Annotated in this window: 16 protein-coding genes and 1 riboswitch; of the genes, 3 read left to right on the top strand and 13 right to left on the bottom strand. The window is 31.7% G+C overall.

The annotated features are described in order from the left end of the window. Window positions 1-13: 13 nt before the first annotated feature. From LJ207_RS02210 to LJ207_RS02180, 7 genes are all read right to left on the bottom strand, one after another. The gene (locus tag LJ207_RS02210; protein WP_229343680.1) at window positions 14-1270 is read right to left on the bottom strand and encodes an ABC transporter substrate-binding protein; all 1257 of its coding nucleotides are present in this window, start codon (window positions 1268-1270) and stop codon (window positions 14-16) included. A gap of 162 nt (window positions 1271-1432) precedes the next feature. Further along, window positions 1433-2326 (bottom strand): YegS/Rv2252/BmrU family lipid kinase, encoded by an 894-nt coding sequence (locus tag LJ207_RS02205; RefSeq protein WP_229343678.1) that lies wholly within the window; start codon window positions 2324-2326, stop codon window positions 1433-1435. A 50-nt stretch (window positions 2327-2376) separates the two neighbouring features. Next, window positions 2377-3510 carry an aldo/keto reductase gene (locus LJ207_RS02200; protein WP_229343676.1) on the bottom strand — a complete coding sequence of 378 codons (1134 nt, stop codon included), beginning with the start codon at window positions 3508-3510 and terminating at the stop codon, window positions 2377-2379. A gap of 153 nt (window positions 3511-3663) precedes the next feature. Continuing rightward, the gene (locus LJ207_RS02195; protein WP_229343675.1) at window positions 3664-4452 is read right to left on the bottom strand and encodes a nitroreductase family protein; all 789 of its coding nucleotides are present in this window, start codon (window positions 4450-4452) and stop codon (window positions 3664-3666) included. 42 nt (window positions 4453-4494) lie between these two features. Next, the gene (locus LJ207_RS02190; RefSeq protein WP_229343673.1) at window positions 4495-5835 is read right to left on the bottom strand and encodes a phosphomannomutase/phosphoglucomutase; all 1341 of its coding nucleotides are present in this window, start codon (window positions 5833-5835) and stop codon (window positions 4495-4497) included. Between the two features lie 174 nt (window positions 5836-6009). Then, complete coding sequence (locus LJ207_RS02185) at window positions 6010-6357, bottom strand: phenylpyruvate tautomerase MIF-related protein (protein ID WP_229343672.1); 348 nt, start codon at window positions 6355-6357, stop codon at window positions 6010-6012. A 33-nt stretch (window positions 6358-6390) separates the two neighbouring features. Next, the gene (locus LJ207_RS02180) at window positions 6391-7365 is read right to left on the bottom strand and encodes a helix-turn-helix transcriptional regulator (RefSeq protein WP_229343670.1); all 975 of its coding nucleotides are present in this window, start codon (window positions 7363-7365) and stop codon (window positions 6391-6393) included. 276 nt (window positions 7366-7641) lie between these two features. Between LJ207_RS02180 and LJ207_RS02175 the strand changes: the two genes are divergently transcribed. The 3 genes from LJ207_RS02175 to LJ207_RS02165 are packed head-to-tail and all read left to right on the top strand — an operon-like array spanning window position 7642 to window position 11500. Then, on the top strand, window positions 7642-9366 hold the full coding sequence (locus LJ207_RS02175; RefSeq protein ID WP_229343668.1) for an ABC transporter substrate-binding protein: 1725 nt from the start codon (window positions 7642-7644) through the stop codon (window positions 9364-9366). A 5-nt stretch (window positions 9367-9371) separates the two neighbouring features. Then, window positions 9372-10340 carry an ABC transporter permease gene (locus LJ207_RS02170; RefSeq protein WP_229343666.1) on the top strand — a complete coding sequence of 323 codons (969 nt, stop codon included), beginning with the start codon at window positions 9372-9374 and terminating at the stop codon, window positions 10338-10340. A 53-nt stretch (window positions 10341-10393) separates the two neighbouring features. Continuing rightward, entirely contained in the window at window positions 10394-11500 is a 1107-nt protein-coding gene (locus tag LJ207_RS02165) for an ABC transporter permease (RefSeq protein WP_229343664.1), read from the top strand. Between the two features lie 24 nt (window positions 11501-11524). Here LJ207_RS02165 and LJ207_RS02160 read toward each other — a convergent pair whose 3' ends face one another. The 6 genes from LJ207_RS02160 to LJ207_RS02135 all read right to left on the bottom strand — a co-directional run bounded on the left by LJ207_RS02160 (window position 11525) and on the right by LJ207_RS02135 (window position 18326). Beyond that, window positions 11525-12622: an RNA polymerase factor sigma-54 gene (locus LJ207_RS02160; protein ID WP_229343662.1), complete on the bottom strand. Its 1098-nt coding sequence runs from the start codon at window positions 12620-12622 to the stop codon at window positions 11525-11527. Window positions 12623-12653: 31 nt separating this feature from the next. Continuing rightward, on the bottom strand, window positions 12654-13283 hold the full coding sequence (trhA, locus tag LJ207_RS02155; protein WP_229343660.1) for a PAQR family membrane homeostasis protein TrhA: 630 nt from the start codon (window positions 13281-13283) through the stop codon (window positions 12654-12656). Window positions 13284-13529: 246 nt separating this feature from the next. Next, window positions 13530-14228 (bottom strand): purine-nucleoside phosphorylase, encoded by a 699-nt coding sequence (gene deoD / locus LJ207_RS02150; protein WP_229343658.1) that lies wholly within the window; start codon window positions 14226-14228, stop codon window positions 13530-13532. 414 nt (window positions 14229-14642) lie between these two features. Further along, window positions 14643-15560 carry a homoserine O-acetyltransferase MetA gene (metA, locus tag LJ207_RS02145; RefSeq protein WP_229343657.1) on the bottom strand — a complete coding sequence of 306 codons (918 nt, stop codon included), beginning with the start codon at window positions 15558-15560 and terminating at the stop codon, window positions 14643-14645. Between the two features lie 56 nt (window positions 15561-15616). Next, entirely contained in the window at window positions 15617-16894 is a 1278-nt protein-coding gene (locus LJ207_RS02140) for an O-acetylhomoserine aminocarboxypropyltransferase/cysteine synthase family protein (RefSeq protein ID WP_229343655.1), read from the bottom strand. Between the two features lie 66 nt (window positions 16895-16960). After that, window positions 16961-17065: riboswitch (SAM riboswitch) on the bottom strand. Window positions 17066-17147: 82 nt separating this feature from the next. Beyond that, window positions 17148-18326, bottom strand: coding sequence for a dicarboxylate/amino acid:cation symporter (locus tag LJ207_RS02135; protein ID WP_229343653.1), 1179 nt, complete (start codon window positions 18324-18326; stop codon window positions 17148-17150). Window positions 18327-18478: the final 152 nt, after the last annotated feature.

The raw sequence follows: 18478 nt of genomic DNA, 5'->3' as shown, positions 1-18478 counted from the left end.
TATTTAAATTAGCTTAATCTAAGATTTCATTAAAACGCTGCTCCATAATATCTACAGCTTCTTGAGCAGTTATTTTATCAGCAAAAGCTCTTGCAAACTGTTCATTCATAGCTCTTGTTAAAGCAGAAGAATTTTCAATCAGCAGGGTCATATCAGCCATATTCTCCAGTTCTTTTGCTAAGAGATATCTAGCCTGATCAGTTAAAGAAATCTCTTCAGCTTCTGAATTATTCTCAAGAAAAAAATCAGTATTAACTGCATTTTTTGCCGATGGAAGCAGACCAGTTATTTTAGAAAATTCCCTCTGTGCTTCTGCCCCGGTTATAAAAGCTGCAAATTCAGCTGCTTCTGCTTTATTTTCAGCTGTTTTAGGAATGACTAAATTCATCAAAGAAGCATTGATTAATTCTCCCTCACCAGAAGGTATAGCAGCTAAAGCAGTCATATCTTTTAAGTAATTTGATTCTGCTTCTATCTCTTTTAAAAACTGGGGAGCTGTAATTAAAACTGCTAGTTCATTTTTTAAATATCTATCTAAGGCAATATTAAAAGAAGAATTAAGGCTATCTGCTGGTACTACTCTCTCTTTAGCAAGATTTTGATATTCTGCAACTATTGCAACTGCCTTATCATTATTAAAAGCGGCTCTAGGCTTATCATTATTTAATTCAAATATATTTAGCCCGGCTTTTTTAAATTCTTCATGTATCTGCAGCTGAGGCATAAAAGCATAAACTCCACTTCCTACTTTTAGCTTGCGAGCAGTCTCAAAAAAATCACTTTGATTTTGCGGAAAATCTTCTGGATTTAAGCCCGCAATTTTAAAAATTTCCTTATTATAAGCCATAATCCTTGTGCTCACATACCAGGGAAAAGCATATATTTCACCATCATAATTATTAGATTCCCATAAATTTATAAAATATTCCGCACCATAGTTCTGCTCGAAATTAGAAATTGCATATAACAAATCTTCATAAACTAAAGCAGACATCAACTGAGGAGAAAGATTAACTACTTGAGGTGCTTTGCCTTCAGAAATCTTTTGTCTTAATTTCTGCTGAATTGAAGAGAAACTTATGTCTTCCCACTTAATTTTAAGCTCTGGGTTTTGAGCTTCAAATTCAGCGATTTTATTCAAAAAATATTGATCATATTGAGGACTTAAATTTATAGTCCAAAATTCTATTTGAGTTTCTGCTTTTGTATTAAAACTTAAAAATACAATAAAAACTAAAATTAAAAAAAATATTTTTTTAATCAACTTCAAGATTTTTCCTCCACCCATAATTATTTTAATTTTTTTAGATGATAAAAGCCCCTCATCTTTGAGAGGCTCTTACCTGGCAGCAGGGTAAAATTATATGCAAAAGTTATATACATATAATATATAATTAGACAAAATTGGCTTTATTCCTGCAAAATTACCCCATCAACCACTAATTATTTTGTGAGCCTTTGGTAGTAATTGTATTTCCAGGGGGAATCTCGGCCCCTTTTCTCCATCTATATCACAATGTTCTATAGCTCTATCATCACCTATTTTTTCTATTTTAAAATACTCATCTTGAATATAAATTATATTATCATTATTAATATTTTTACCCTGTAAAAGATCTGCAATAACAGAACTAATCTTTATAATATTAGCAGATTTAATAGCAATTAAATCAAAAAGACCATCATCAATCGATGCAAATTGAGCAATATTTTTAAAACCACCAGCATCTTTACTATTAAAGATAAAAAAAGCTAAAAATTCGCCACTGATCTCCCTTTGTGAGCTTGTTATTTTCAAGGCCATAGGTTTGATATTTGTTAATTCTTTTAAACCATAAAGATAATATGCAACCTTACCTAATCGGTTTTTCATTTCAGTTTCTGTGCGATGAGCAATATTAGATATAACACCACCTGCACATACATTAAGAAAAAATCTATCATTTACTCTTCCAATATCAACTTCTTTAATCTTCCATTTCAAAATAGTATCAATACTTCTTTCAATATTTTCACTCATACCTATATATGATGCAAAATCATTGGCTGTACCTGTTGGAATAATTCCCAAAGGTAGCTCGATATTTTTCTGCTGCATGATATTAATTACATTACTGGCAGAACCATCACCTCCAGCAATGATAATAGCTTTATGATCTTCACTTAGGTCATCAAGCCCATTCCGAAAATCTCCTTCTTCCATACTTCTATATACATCTAATTTAAAACCTGCTGACTGAAATTTCTCAAAAAAATTATCCAGATATCTAATTACACTTCTATCACCTGCAGCAGGATTATAAATAAACTTAACTTTCTTAGTCAAATCTGATCAACTCCTAAAACAAATAAAATTAAAACAAGAATTTAATAATTTCACTTATACTCGCTAAAAAAATCTTCTGCTTGCTTTAACAGCTCAATAATTTCTATATTTTGGGGACAAACAGCCTCACATTGCTGACATTCTATACAATTATCTGCCCTAGTTTTATCATCAAGTTCATAATATTTGTCTGCCATTTTTTCTTCTTCACCCATTAATTTTGCTTTATTATATAAATGAAAAATCTCAGGAATATTAACTTCTTCTGGACAGGGCAGACAGTATTCACATCTTGTACAGCTAATAGGACCTCTCATTTTTTCAGCTGCTTTTTCCATCATATTATAATCATTTTCACTTAAAAGACCTAGCTCGGATTCTTCAGCAATTTTAATATTTTCTTTTACCTGCTCAAGATTACTCATACCACTTAAAACAAGTGAAACTTCTTTTTGACTCCAAAGCCAATGTAATGCCCATTCGACAGCATTCCAATCTTTATTTGTCTTTGCAAAAATTTCTTTGACATTTCGAGGTGGTTCTTGAGCAAGCCAGCCTCCTCTAAGTGGTTCCATAACTATCACAGCAATATCTTTTTCAAAGGCTTTTTTAAGTCCTTTTTGGCCTGCCTGATATTCCGTGTCTAAATAATTATATTGTATCTGACAGAAATCCCACTGATAAGAGTTTAGTATTTCTGAAAAAATATCATAACTATCATGAAAAGAAAAACCAATGTACTTAATCTTTCCTTGCTCAGCTTTTTCTTCAAGCCAAGCAAGTATTTCAAGTCTTTTTACCTTAGCCCATCTTTTTTTATTTAAAGCATGAAGTAAATAAAAATCAATACTCTCAACTTCTAACTTTTCAAGCTGTTTATTTAAATATTGATCCAGTTCTTCCTTTTTTTCAATTTCCCAAATAGGTAATTTGCTTGCTAGATAAATCTTCTCTCTATAACCATCTTTGAGAACTTCAGCCAGAAATCTCTCACTTTCTCCCTGGTGATATGGCCAGGCGGTATCAATATAATTAACCCCTTTGTCAATTGAATAACGGATCATTTTAAGTGCTTTTTCTTTATCTATATTTGCTGAATTATTATCTATTACTGGTAAACGCATTGCCCCAAACCCTAAAACTGATACCTTTAAATCTAGACTACCCATATCTCTATACTGCATTTTTTGACCCCCAAAAATTATTAATTTCTTATTTTATATATTTCAAGAGAAAGACTTTAAATCCTCTTTATTTATCTTGAGTATTTTAATTAAATTTAAAAAACCGCAGCTTATTTCATCTGCGGTCTAATAAGTTTAATTTTAGTCTAATCTTTAATAATGTTTCTTTACAAAAGAAGCAAGTCCTACATCACCAAATACTATATTCCCTTCTGCTCCTCCATCCATAGCTCCAATCTGCAGGTGGAGAAGTGCTATCCCACACTCAAGACTTTTATACTCAGAGGGTTCACCGGCATAATCAACAACTATTCTATCATCACCATAATAAAAGCGCCAAGGCTGCCTATTTAACCTTGATGGTGCAGCTCTAGCTGTTTGAATAGCGTTTTTTACCCAGCCAGGCCATTCATCATTATAGCCATTTGGACAAAGAACATCTAAATCTTTTCGGTCTCTATTGGGGAATAGTTTTGAAATAAAGTGCCTAGTAAAACTATAACCTTCAGATGAATAACCTAAAGGACTTACAGCAATTAACTGTTCTCCAGGATGGAGATTAATATCAATTAAAGATTTTTCTGTAACATAATTTGCTCCAATCCAACAGGTTCCTAAACCATCAGCTGTTGCCTCAAGTATTGCAGCCTCACCAATATAACCAGCTTTTGTCCAGCGGTGTTCACCCTCATCTTTGATAATTACCGCCAAAAAAGCAGGACTATCAGTAAAGTTACCATACTTACCATTTAAAGCAGGTAAAATATCTTGAATCGAACTACTGTAAAGCTCTAACCTTACCTCAGGATATACCTGATTAAGTGAATAAATAGTATTCTCCAGCGTTTTTTGAGTATAGGCTTTAATATTTTTTGTGGAAAATTTTTGATGAGAATATCTTGTCTGAACAGCATTATACCATTCTTTAACTGGGATATGCATAAAACCCGCTCCTTTCTATAGAAGTCTCTTTATTAATAAAATTTAAAGATTCATAATACTTTTGATCTCAGCTAGTTTTTCTTCTAATAGTTCCTGGCTTTTAGCTTCAACTACCAGCCTCAAATATGGTTCAGTATTTGAAGGTCTGACATTAAACCACCAGTTTTCATACTCAATTCTATAACCATCAAAGTCAAAAAACCTTTTTGGCTCTTTTGTGCTTAAATAATGATCTTTTAATTTTTCCATTAGCTCTTTTTTGGCTTCAATTTTGAAATTAACCTCACCAGAATTAGCATATTTATCAAGATCATTTATTAGCTCAGAAATGCTTTTCCCTTCTTTTTTCAGCCTTGCAGCTACATTTAAGACAATTAAAGCAGTCAGCATACCTGAATCACAATAAAAGAAATCCTTGTAGTAATAATGGCCAGCTAATTCTCCACCACATATTCCATCAATTTCTCGCAATTTTAGTTTTGCATAAGCATGACCTACTTTCCACATATGAGTACTGCCACCTAAATCTTCAATATGCTCTTTAACTGACCAGGAAGTCCTAATATCATATAGAATATTTTTCCCTTTATCCTGATTGATAAAATATTCTGCGAGCAGAGCAATAATTAAATCAGGGGCGATGAATTCTCCCTTCTCATCTAAGAACATTACCCTGTCTCCATCACCATCAAAGATCAAGCCAAGATCAGATTTTTTTGCTAAAAGTAATTTTCTTAATTCTTCTCTGTTTTCTGCATTTAAAGGATTTGCTTCATGATTTGGAAATGTCCCATCTACTTCGTTATATAGATAATGTGGTTTTTGACCAAAAATTTGCTTGGTCAATATTGCTGCCATTCCATTTGAAACATCAATAGCTAAATTTAATTCTGAAAGATCTGGTAAATAAGCTTGTAAAAACTCTATATATTCATTTTTGATGTCATGTTCTAAAATATTACCTTTTTTCTTTTTGCCAACTGCATTTATCTCTTCCTGCTCTATCATCTCTTCCAACTCTTTTAAGCCAGAATCATAACCTACCGGCAAAGCATTTTCTCGTGAAATTTTTAGCCCATTATACTCGGGAGGATTATGTGATGCAGTAATCATAACTGACGCTTTATAGTTGTGTTTTGCTGTACCAAAATAGACCATAGGTGTGGTAGCATAGCCGATTTTATATACATCAGCTCCCTGATCTGTAATACCTTCTGCAAGAGCTTCAAAAACCTCTGGAGTAGATTCTCTATCATCATAGCCAACTAAAACCTTATCAGCTGCTAATAATTTTGGCAGAAAGTAACCTATTTTATATACATCTTCTTTAGCAAAATCTTTATTATAAACTCCTCTTATATCATAAGCTTTAAATGCTTTCAAATTACCGCCTCCTCTAATCAAAACTTTAGTATTTATAATCGAAAATCACTTTATAAAAGCTATCTCTATATTACTAATATTCGATAAATATAGAAATATTCCTTGTTAATAAAGAAAAAAGCAGCACCTTAAAGTACTGCTGTAGTGCAAAAAATTGTTTTAACTAAAGTCACGTTAAAAAGTACTACCATTCCAACCCCACATTTTACCTGGAGCATCATTAAATTCTATATAGATTCTGTTTTGTTTAACATTTAGCTCTTTTTCCATAAAATTACATAAAAACTCTGACAAAGCTGCTGTCATTGACTCTTCTAAACCAATACTTTTAACTTCCATAAACACACAAGGCTCTAATGTTCCAGCAAAAAACATTTCTTTTTCTGCTTCTAAATTAAGCATAATATAATTTTCTGCTTTGGAAAGAGCTTCTGCACTTTCTTTAGATAATTTTTTGAGAAAAGCTTCTTTTGATGCTACCTCTTGATTTGTCTGTACTTTTAAATAAGGCACTATGATCATCCTCCTAAAATTTTAATAGATTATAAATAAATTTTAATTAGTCTGATATTTTTTTAAGATATCTTTAACTTCAGTCTTCAATTCCTTTCTTAATTTTTTGGGCTCTAAAATTTCCGCATTAGAGCCAAAACCTAATATCCAACTTTTAATTTCTTCTTTACTGCTTGTTTTTATGGAAAATATAATTTCATTATTATTTATTCTTTCAATCGTTTGCTTATCACTCCAGTGATATTCTGGAACAAATCTAGCTGCTCTACCACTAAACTTAATCTTTAAATCAAATTCCTCTTCTCCCTGTTCAACTCCCCAGGCAGCAGACAATTCATCATCTAAAGAATAGTTTTCAGGTATCTGATATTGCTCTTTTAATATCTTTATTTCTTTAATCCTATCGATTCTAAAAAATCTGGTTTCTCCTCTAAGATGGCAGTAAGCAGAAAGATAGGGGGCACCACTATTAAAAAACAAATTATAGCAATTTAATTTTCTCTCTCTTATTTCATCACTGCTCATTGAATAATATTTCACCCTGATTTTCAAATTGCTGCTCATCGCCTCTTTAATTTTTTTAAATTTTTGCTGATGTTTTTCTAATTTAACAAAGGGATCAGAAATTATCTCATAATTTTTTATATAAGTACCAATACTGCCTTTTAAGTATTCTGGTAGTGAATTAAATATTTTAGCCAGGGCAGATTCTAGTTCAACTTTCATCGGGAAATTCCTATTTTGATATTCTTTAGCTGCTAAAAAAACGGCTTCTGTTTCTTCTGCATCTAAATCAGGACTTTTTAATCTAAAATTATCTAAAATTCTATAAGCTTTTAAATTATGGTCATAGTAAATAGGAATTCCTAATTCTTCCATCAAGCTTTTATCTCTATGAAAGGTTCTAATTGAAATATCAAAATAATCTGCTATTTTTTTGGCATTCCATTTATTGTATGGTTCATTTAATAGCATCATAATTTTTATAATTCTAAATATCCTGTTTTTATCTGCCATTATTAAAACTCTCCTTTATAATTATTTGCTAAAAATATAGCAGTCTAATTATTATATTCATTAAAAAAGTTAATTTCCCTTCATAATTTAACATTACTTGCTTATTTTAAAAAACTTATGCAGTTAATTAGCTCAATTTGCTTCATTTTGATTATATAAGCTATTTTAACTCGAATTATCTAAATTAAAGAGTAATTTTGCAGGAAATCATCTTAATAACTAGAATATACATTATTAAGAAGTATTTCTCAATCAAATTATAAGGGAGAGTCGAAAATGAAAAAGATGGTATTCATTCTAACAATAATATTATTTTTTAACTTTGCAATATCAACTGCAGCAGAAGATATTGAACTAAAAGACCCCTGGATATCTCAAAGAGAACAGGGTAATCATGGTGGTACATTAATAACTACATTATTAGGTGACCCAAAAACTTTTAATACTTTAATTGCTAAAGAAACCTCTTCTTCAGAAGTTATTGATGGCTATATTTTCGAAGGTCTAGTAGGAAGAAATGGAATAACTACAGAAATTGAAAGTCGTTTAGCAAAAGATTGGGAAATTAGTGAGGATGGAAAAACATACAGATTTTATTTAAGAGAAGGTGTCAAATGGAATGATGGTCAGGAATTTACTGCTGATGATGTTATTTTTACTTTTGATTTGATAAGTGATAAAGATATCCCTACCAGCGCTAGGGATGGCTTAATTATTGACGGAGAGTTCCCAGAATATAGGAAAATCGATAAATATACTGTTGAATTTGAACTGGCAGAGACTTTTGCACCTTTTTTAAATTCTATGACTTTAATGATTCTACCAAAACACAAATTATATGAACCTTGGCAAAAAGGTAATTTTAATTCTACCTGGGGAATCAATACTGATCCTTCAGAAATTGTTGGTACTGGACCCTATAAACTTGCCGATTACAGAAATGGTGAAAGAATTGTAATGGAAAAAAATGAACATTACTGGCGTCAGGATTCCGAAGGTAAAACATTACCTTATATTGATAGATGGGTAAGAATTATAGTTGGCAGCCAGGAAACCGATACTCTTCTTTTTGAAAGAGGTGAAACACATACCCTTGGGGTCAGAGGTATCGATTATAATAGACTTAAACAACAATCAGCAAGAAGTGATTACTCGATTATTGATGGTGGACCCTCATTTAGTACAAATTTTTTAGTTTTTAATATGAATCCTCGCAATCCAAATCTAGAAAAACAGCCCTGGAAATATGAATGGTTTACTAATCTTAATTTTAGAAGAGCAGTTGCTTATTCAATGGATAAAGAAACAATGATAAATCAAGCTTTGGCAGGTCAGGGTAGTAAGCAGTGGAGTCCAATTAGTGCGCCTAACCAGGTCTTTTTAAATGAAGCTGTTAAAAAATACCCTTATAATTTAGAAAAAGCAAGAGAAGAATTAAAAAAAGGTGGTTTTAGCTGGGATGATAATGGTCGATTAATTGATCAAGATGGTAGAAAGGTAGAATTTAATATACTGACAAATGCAGGTAATGAAACAAGAGAAACTTTATTAAATATTATTGCAACAGAATTAAGAGAGCTTGGCATGAAGATTAATTCTAACCCAATTGACTTTAATAGATTGATCAGTCATATGGAAAGTGATTGGGATTATGACAGTGTATTAATTGGTTTAACAGGTGGGGTTGAACCTCATGCAGGTGCAAATGTATGGCCTTCTCACGGGCATCTCCATATGTGGAACCCAGTTCAAGAAGAAGCAGCAACAGAATGGGAAGCAAGAATTGATGAATTATTTAAAAAGGGAGTTTCAACAGTAGAAACTGAAGAAAGAGTTAAATACTATAATGAATTCCAGGAAATAGTTGCTGAACAACTTCCTGTTATCTATACAGTAACTCCAAATAATATCTATGCTGTTCGAGATCAACTAAAAAATACTGAAACAACAGCTTATGGTGGAGTTCTTTGGAATATTTATGAATTATATCTGGAGAATTAACTAATATGAAAACTTATATATTGAGAAGGATTTTAATTGTAATTCCTCTTTTGCTGGTGATTTCAATGCTTTCCTTTTTTATTATGCAGCTTTCTCCAGGTAATTATTTAGATCAAATGCGAATGAATCCAGATATTTCTAGGGAATTAATTGAAAGTATGGAAGAAGATTTCGGTTTAAATGAAGGAATAATGACCCAGTATTTTGCCTGGCTGGGTCAAACTCTTCAGGGTAATTTAGGTGAATCATTTAGTTATAGGGTGCCGGTAACTCAAATTATTGGCAGCAGACTTTTTAATACCTTAATTTTATCATTATCCGCAATGGTATTTGCCTGGGTAATTGCAATCCCAATTGCAATTTATTCTGCTACTCACCGCTATAATATTCTAGACAATTTATTTAGTGTTTTAGCATTTATCGGGCTTTCCATTCCTAATTTCTTTTTTGCCCTATTATTACTATTTTTAATTGTAAGGTATAATATACCATTACCTGTAAGTGGAATGACAAGTGTTATGCATGATTTTATGACTCCCAGAGAACAGATTTTAGATATTTTACGTCATCTAATTGTCCCAACTATTGTCCTTGGTTCTGCTGGTACTGCCACAATTATGAGACAAATGAGAGGACAAATGCTAGATGTTATTAATAGTGATTATATAAGGACGGCCAGAGCTAAAGGTCTTAAAGAAAGTACTGTGATTAATAAACATGCTTTTCGTAATGCTATTAATCCCATGATAACTATGTTTGGACTTCAACTTAGCTCTCTATTTAGTGGAGCTGCTTTAACCGAAATAGTAACAGGTTGGCCTGGTCTAGGTAACTTGATGTTAACTGCAGTCAGGTCAAAAGACCTTTATTTAGCCATGGCAGGTTTAATGATGGGTAGTTTAATGCTTGTTATAGGTAATTTAATAGCAGATTTATTATTAGCAGTTAATGATCCTCGTATTCATTATAATTAAAGCTCTCAAAATTTTAATAGAAACACACTCATATCAAAGTTTGAGGTGTTTAAATGAAGCAAATAAAATCAATTACAAAACAGACAAAAGAAAATATTTTAAAATCAAATAATCTTCTCTGGAAAAGGAAATGGAAAATATTTAAAAAAAATAAATTTGCTCTTAGTGCAGCTCTTTTAATTATATTATTATATATATTAGCCATTTTTGCTCCGTTTTTTGCCCCATATTCTCCTAATCGAAATTTTCGAAACAAATTTTTCCACCCTCCAACAAGAATTCAAATCAGAGATGAGGCTGGTTTTAGATCACCCTATATTTACAAAACTGAGGTCAAAGGCTGGGCGGATTATGAAATAAATCGCGAAAAAAAATATCCACTTAGATTTTTTACTAGGGGTGATGAGTATCAACTATTTGGTCTCATTAATACTGATCTCCATTTATTTCAGGTAGAAGGTGATATTCCAATCTTTTTACTTGGAAGTGATAATTATGGTAGAGACCTTTTTACTCGAATTCTTTATGGAGCTAGGGTTTCACTTTTTATAGGTTTTGGAGCTATTATAATCACAACTTTTTTTGGTTTAATTATTGGAGGTATTTCAGGGTATTATGGAGGCTGGATTGATAATTTAGTAATGAGAATCGTAGAAGTAATTATGTCAATTCCGAGTTTTTATCTGCTTTTAGCCTTAGCAGCTGTACTTCCTGTTGAAATTTCTTCTGGTTTTCGCTTCTTTTTAATTATTTCCATCTTAGCCTTTCAGGGTTGGGCAGGAATGGCCAGAGTTATTAGAGGGATGGTTTTATCTGTTAAAGAAAAAGAATATGTTGCTGCAGCAAAAGCAATGGGAGCTAGAGACAAGAGAATTATCGCCAAACATATTTTGCCGGCTACCACTACCTATGTGATTATTAGAGCAACAATTGCTATTCCTGGCTATATAATTATGGAAAGCGGATTGAGCTTTATAGGCTTAGGAATTCAAGAACCTTCGGCAAGCTGGGGTAATATGTTAACAGCAGCCCAAAACATCACTAAAATTAGTGATTTCCCCTGGCTTTTATTACCCGGCTTTTTTATTTTCTTAACAGTATTAAGTTATAATATTCTGGGAGATGGTTTAAGAGATGCTTTAGATCCTAAACACAAATAAAACTCTGTCTTAGCTGACAGAGTTTTATTTATTGTAATTCTTTTTTCTTTTTCTAGAACTGGGAATACCAAGTGATTTGCGATATTTAGCAACAGTTCGTCTGGATATATCTAGTGAATATTCTGTAAATAATATTTGAGCTAAACTACTGTCACTCAAAGGAGAGCTTTTATCTTCTTCTGCAATTTCTTCACTAATAATTGCTTTGATGCTAACTGAAGAAACATTGTTAATCCCACTATTGAAGAATAATTTCAAACTAAATATTCCATGGGGAGTCTGTAAATATTTTGAAGTGGTTGCTCTACTGACAGTTGATTCATGCATATCAATTGCTTCTGCAACTTCTTCCATTGTCATCACATAAAGATGCTTTAACCCCTTTTCAAAAAAATCTCGCTGTTTTTCAACAATTGTTTCTACAATCTTTCTAATCGTCTCTTTCCTCTGCTCAATACTTTTTATAAGCCAAAGAGCAGATTGATATTTTCTTTTTAAATAATCACTTATCTCTTCATCATTTTGATTTTTGAGCAAATTATAATAATAAGAACTGATCCTTAAAGTAGGATATGTTTTATCATTTGAAATAACTTCAAAACTACCATCTTTTTCCTTAACAATTAAGTCAGGATCAATATATTCTGTACTGCAATTTTTTAAATCATCAGCTGTTTTAATATCTAGTTCTTTTATCTTTTCATATACTTCTAATACTTCATTTTCATTACTAGAAAAGATTTCTGCAATTTTTTCAGGCTCTAAAGTCAAATAACCGGACTGATTTAAACTTCCTACAATAAATTTGCCAAGCTTAATTTGTTCATCAGATAAAACTTCAAAAAGTTGATTTTCAAGGTATTCACAAAAATCAGGTCTGTAAGCTACAAAATTTTCATATTGAATTCTCTCTTTTTCAACAACATTGAAATTGGATTGTTTATAATCCATTTCCTTCTCAGCTTCTAACATATCTAAAAGAGGATTTTCTTTCATTTCTTCTTCAATATAATCTTTTAATTCAAGATTACTGTACTGCAAAATTTCAATTGCCATCTGCAATTTAGGAGTCAATACTAACTCCTGTTTTTGTTCTAGATTTAAGTCAAAGTCAAGCTGCATATATTTTTCTCCTTAAAATTTATTTTGAAAATTAACCTAGAGCAAAAAACACCATAAGATAATGGAATAAGCCTCCTGCAAGAATAAAAAAATGAAAAATCTCATGAAAACCAAAAGCAGGGTTTTTATTTGGTTTTTTAACTAAATAGAATACTGCCCCTGCTGTAAACGAAAGACCACCTGCAAACATAAGCACAAATAATGAGGAAGGCATAGCAGCAAATAATCTATGCAGGGCAAAAACTCCTACCCAGCCCATCAGAATATAAATTACTGTATAAAGTATTCTAGGAGTTTTAAAGTAAAGAAATTTTAAGAAAAACCCACCAATTACAAGTCCCCACTGAATAGAAATAATTGTCCAGCGCAGCCATCCATCTAAATAAAGATAAGCAACTGGAGTATAAGAACCAGCAATCATAACAAAAATAGCAAAGTGATCTAGCTTTCTCCAAATGGACCTTTCATCTTCTTCTTTTTTAAAAGCATGGTAAAGTGAAGAGGCTAAAAACAAAAATACTACTGATACACCATAAACAGCTGCTACTACAATTCTACCTGGATCATTTAAAGCTCTATAGATTAATAATATTAATCCTAAAAGAGCCAGTATAAAACCAGCAAAATGAGAGTAAAATGATACTCGCTCCTCTTTTTTCATAATAAATACCTCCAACTAATCATTTTACTAATTCTATCACAGATATTTTAACATTTAAGTCAACTGTGCCACAAATATCAGCTGGCAAAGTATTCAGTTTTACTAATTATTATTATAACATTATTATTTTAAAATTTCAGCAAAAAAGCCAGTAATAATCAAATTTTGATTAATTACCAGCTTAAATATACTAATACTGATTTAATATTTTCTATAACTTAATAATTTAGCCTTAATTAAAGCTGCTTAAGCAAGCTCTAGAGCAATATCCATCATGTCAGTAAAAGTTTTTTCTCTTTCTTCGGCAGTGGTTTCTTGACCACTGACTAAAGAATCACTTACTGTTAAAATGCTTAAAGCATCAACATCATATCTTGCTGCAAGAGTAAATAATTCAGCTGTTTCCATTTCTACAGCTAAAACTCCATATTGTCGCCATTTTTTCCAGGCATCTTGATCATCATTATAAAAAGAATCGGTACTTAAAACTGTTCCGACCTTAACTTTAATACCTTTTTCTTTTGCTATCTGATGAGCTTTTGATAAAAGCTTAAAACTAGCAGCTGGAGAAAAATCTTTACCACCAAAACGTAATTTGTTCATCTGAGAATTACTGCAGGCTGCCTGAGCTAAAATTACATCTCTAAGTTTTGCCTCTACATTTAATGAACCACAGGAGCCAACTCTAATCAGATTTTTGACACCAAAATCCCTAATCAGTTCATTTACATAAATTGATAAGGATGGCATTCCCATTCCTGTTCCCTGTGCAGAAACTCTTTTCCCCTTATAGGTACCTGTATAACCATACATTCCTCTTACAGAATTATACTGTTTTACATCATCCAAATAAGTTTCAGCAATAAATTTTGCCCTTAAAGGGTCTCCAGGCAGAAGAATAGTATCAGCAATATCTCTTTTTTCAGCATTAATATGTGTACTCATGTATTTTACCCTCCTGTTATTTTAATAATCTCTATTATATATAATTATTCAATTATCAGCTAAATCCTTTTTTTAGACAAAAAAAAGAACACCCTAAATGGATGTTCTAAAAAAAATCTCTAAGTTATTATAATATTATATTTTTTCTTTAGTAATTACCAAGGTTTTTAAATGCATCAAGCTCTACTGATTTTTTGTGTAATTTTTCCAGTCTAGCCTCTTTAATAAATGAATACATTGAATTAAACATTAAAATCATCCTTTCTTATAATCTTATTTTAGTTATAGGACTTATAGTTTAAAACACTTCTTATTTGCTTATATTATTTATCTAAGAACATTATACACCTTATATTTGTCCTGTCAAGTTTTTGTTTGAAGTCTAAATTTACAGATAATTAGCTCTGCTTATATTTACTTTAATTCAGATAAGTCAAAAGGAGTTTCTTGATAGACATAATAATTAAGCCAATTAACAAATAAAAGATTAGAATGGCTGCGCCAACGGACTAAAATTTCTTTTTCGGGGTCATCATCTTTAAAATAATTCTTAGGTAAATCAATATCTAAGCCTTTTTCTAAGTCACGCAGATATTCATTTCTAAGAGTATCAGCATCATATTCAGAGTGTCCTGTGGCAAATACCTGTCTACCATTTTTATTTGCCATTAAATATAAACCTGATTCGTCTGATTCAGATAGTATTTCCAGTTCATCAACTTTTTCTACATCCTCTCTTCTAGTTTCAGTATGACGAGACTGGGGTACATAAAAAACATCATCAAAACCTCTTAATAATTTCACATGTTCTTTAGATTGATAATGAGAAAAAACTCCAAACATTTTTTTCTGCAGTGGATATTTAGGAACACCATAATGATGATATAAAGCTGCCTGACTTCCCCAACAAATATGGAGTGTTGAATAAACATGATGTAAACTCCAGTCCATAATCTTTTTTAATTCTTCCCAGTAATCTACCTTTTCAAAAGGAAGTGTTTCAACAGGAGCACCTGTTATTATCATCCCATCATAATTATTATCTTTAATTTCCGAAAAAGTATTATAAAACTTATTCAGATGTGATTGGGCTGTGTTTTTAGAATTATGAGTTGCTGGGTGGAGTAAATCAATATCTACCTGTAAAGGCGAATTCCCCAACAATCTTAAGATTTGAGTTTCGGTGACAATCTTTTTAGGCATTAAATTTAAAATTAATATTTTAAGAGAACGAATATCCTGATGAGTTGCCCTAGATTCTTTCATTACAAATATATTCTCATTTTCTAAAGTTTCAACTGCAGGTAACTCATCTTGTATTTTGATTGGCATTTTTTTCCACCTCCTTTAAGTTTTAATAAAACTTTGTTTATTTAAAAAAATTTAATTTACTTTTGTGAAGCTGCCAAAGCTTGATCTAAATCAGCCTTTAAATCTTTAATATCTTCAATTCCAATTGAAAGTCTAATTAAAGCAGGTGAAATCCCAGTTTTAATTAAGTCTTCCTCACTAAGCTGCTGATGGGTAGTACTTGCAGGATGAATAGCTAAAGATTTTGCGTCACCAACATTAGCTAAATGCAGAAATAAATCTAGACTATTGATAAATTTTTCTGCAGCTTTCTTACCACCTTTAACAGCAAAAGTTACCATTCCTCCAAAACCGTTTTTTAGATATTTTTTTGCATTTTCATGACTTTCATTATTTTTAAGACCAGGATAATTGACCCATTTGACTCTACTGTCTGCATCTAATAATTTTGCTATACTTAGAGCATTTTCTGAATGCCTCTCCATTCTCAAACTTAATGTCTCAATACCATTTAAGGTTAAAAAAGAATTAAAGGGACTAGGTGCACTACCTAAATCTCTTAAAAGTTGGACCCGAGCTTTTGTAATATAAGCTGCTTCAGCGAATTCTTCCTGAAATTTAATCCCATGATAGCTGGGATCTGGCTCAACTAAAGCTGGAAACCTACCTGTATCCCAATCAAAATTACCACTGTCTACAATTATACCGCCAATAGAATTACCATGACCTGAAATATATTTTGTAGTCGAATGGATAACTATATCTGCTCCATGTTCAATTGGATTGCATAAATAAGGAGATGCGAAGGTATTATCAACTATTAAAGGTACCCCATTCTGATGGGCAATTTCTGCAATTGCCTCAAAATCTGGCACATTTAAAGTTGGATTAGCAATTGTTTCAATATAAAGTGCTTTTGTTTTATCAGTTATTGCTTTTGCAAATGAACGGGGATCATCTGAATCAACAAATTTAACATCTATACCAAAGTTTTTAAAAGTATGTTTAAATAAATTGTGAGTACCTCCATAAATTGAACTCCCACTTACTATTTCATCACCATTTTTGACAATAGTTAAAAGAGCAGTCACTTCAGCTGCCTGACCTGATGATAAAGCAAGAGCAGCAACACCACCTTCTAAAGCGGCAACTCGCTGTTCTAAAACAGAATTGGTTGGATTCTGAATCCTGCTGTAAATATCTCCACTTTCTTCTAAAGCAAATAATTTTGCAGCATGTTCTGTATCTTCAAAAGTATAAGAACTTGTCTGATAGATTGGAACCGCTGCTGCCTTTCTATTCTCAGACGGATCATAACCATGATGTAATGCAATTGTATCAAAGCCTAAAGTCATTTTTTATTCCTCCTTTAAATTTTAAAAACCCATTCCTTTAAGTAGGAATGGGTTAATGTTTTTACCTACTTATCTTCCAGGAATTTTAACCTGCTGGAATTAGCACCGGGCATAAATAATGCTGGTTGCTGGGCTTCAAAGGGCCAGTCCCTCCACCTCTCTTGATAAGATATATTGTATTTTTTATAACTCTAACATAGATCTTCAAATCTGTCAAGCTAAATTTTGAATTTTTCTTATTTAAATACTTTTATTAAACAGTTTTTGGGGCAGGAAGCTTGCTCTTAATTGCATCAATAAAGATAGCGATTGCTCCATCACCAGTAACATTACAGGCTGTCCCAAAACTATCTTGGGCGAGATATAAACCAATCATTAAAGCAGTTGCACCTTCACCAAAACCTAGAATAGAAGTTAAAAGACCTAAAGCAGCCATTACTGCTCCTCCTGGAACACCTGGTGCAGCAACCATTGTTACACCTAGCAAAGCTATAAATTGAAAAAATAGAGCAAAGTCTAATGGTAGTCCCATAATCGCTGCAACTGCAACAGCACAAACAACCAATGATATAGTACTACCTGCTAAATGTACAGTTGCTCCTAATGGAATTACAAAGTCAACTATCTCTTCAGTAATATTATTTTTTCTGGCACTTTTTAAAGTAACTGGAATTGTTGCAGCACTTGACATAGTACCAATTGCAGTTGTATAAGCAGGTATCATGTTTTTCAAACTTTTTAATGGGTTTTTACCAGCTATACTGCCTGCAAAGAAAAATTGAATCAATAAATAACCAATGTGCATAATTAAAATTATTGCAAAAACCTGACTGAATACAGCTAAAGTTTCAAATGCATTACCACTAAATGCCATATCTGCAAATACACCGGCAATATGAAGCGGTAAAAATGGGATAATTACATATTCTATTACTAATACAATAATGTCTCTAAATTCATTAGCAATATTATATAAGCTTTTTTCTCCATTATTCCTTAATAAATAATTAATTCCCAAGCCAAAAACAAAAGCTGTCACAAGAGCAGACATAACACCAATAACCGGTGAGATTTCTAAACGCAAAAATGGTTCTAATCCTCCTGCTTCAGGATCTGCTATTTCAGAGGCCTCAACAATTGCTGGCACAATTCTTACAGAAATTAAATAGGCAATCGTACCTGCAGTAATAGTAGATACATAAGCAGTTAAAACTGTAGTTCCTAATAATCTACCTGCTTTTTCTCCTAAATCAGCAATTCCCGGAATTATGAATGCTAAGATAACTAAAGGTACTATGTAATTTAAAAATTCTCCAAAAATTATTGTAAAAGTATACAATATTCTTGAAATACCTTCAGGAAAAAACAAACCAATAATAATACCTGATATAATACCAATTAATAACCTTAATACTAATGGAATCTTCTTCATTTGCTCTCCTCCTTATTATTTTATACAAAGCTATTTATATTTTAAGGGTTTCAAGAATAAATTACAAGCATTTTTTCGAATAATTTCTCTAAAATCAAGCAATTTATAATATTTTTAAAAAATTAAAAAATATGATAAAATCAAGTTAAAAT

Origin of the sequence: Halanaerobium polyolivorans, assembly GCF_020711195.1 — a bacterium.
In the GTDB taxonomy this organism is placed as follows: domain Bacteria; phylum Bacillota; class Halanaerobiia; order Halanaerobiales; family Halanaerobiaceae; genus Halanaerobium; species Halanaerobium polyolivorans.
Note: the sequence above shows the minus strand (reverse complement) of the source record. Positions and strands in the feature narration are given on the sequence as shown.

Bases quoted from the DNA above. Each gene is read 5' to 3' on its own strand.
- LJ207_RS02200 (WP_229343676.1), bottom strand. From the start codon at position 3,510: ATGCAGTATAGAGATATGGGTAGTCTAGATTTAAAGGTATCAGTTTTA.
- LJ207_RS02195 (WP_229343675.1), bottom strand. From the start codon at position 4,452: ATGCATATCCCAGTTAAAGAATGGTATAATGCTGTTCAGACAAGATAT.
- LJ207_RS02185 (WP_229343672.1), bottom strand. From the start codon at position 6,357: ATGATCATAGTGCCTTATTTAAAAGTACAGACAAATCAAGAGGTAGCA.
- LJ207_RS02180 (WP_229343670.1), bottom strand. From the start codon at position 7,365: ATGGCAGATAAAAACAGGATATTTAGAATTATAAAAATTATGATGCTA.
- LJ207_RS02175 (WP_229343668.1), top strand. From the start codon at position 7,642: ATGAAAAAGATGGTATTCATTCTAACAATAATATTATTTTTTAACTTT.
- LJ207_RS02170 (WP_229343666.1), top strand. From the start codon at position 9,372: ATGAAAACTTATATATTGAGAAGGATTTTAATTGTAATTCCTCTTTTG.
- LJ207_RS02165 (WP_229343664.1), top strand. From the start codon at position 10,394: ATGAAGCAAATAAAATCAATTACAAAACAGACAAAAGAAAATATTTTA.
- LJ207_RS02160 (WP_229343662.1), bottom strand. From the start codon at position 12,622: ATGCAGCTTGACTTTGACTTAAATCTAGAACAAAAACAGGAGTTAGTA.
- trhA (WP_229343660.1), bottom strand. From the start codon at position 13,283: ATGAAAAAAGAGGAGCGAGTATCATTTTACTCTCATTTTGCTGGTTTT.
- deoD (WP_229343658.1), bottom strand. From the start codon at position 14,228: ATGAGTACACATATTAATGCTGAAAAAAGAGATATTGCTGATACTATT.
- metA (WP_229343657.1), bottom strand. From the start codon at position 15,560: ATGCCAATCAAAATACAAGATGAGTTACCTGCAGTTGAAACTTTAGAA.
- LJ207_RS02140 (WP_229343655.1), bottom strand. From the start codon at position 16,894: ATGACTTTAGGCTTTGATACAATTGCATTACATCATGGTTATGATCCG.
- LJ207_RS02135 (WP_229343653.1), bottom strand. From the start codon at position 18,326: ATGAAGAAGATTCCATTAGTATTAAGGTTATTAATTGGTATTATATCA.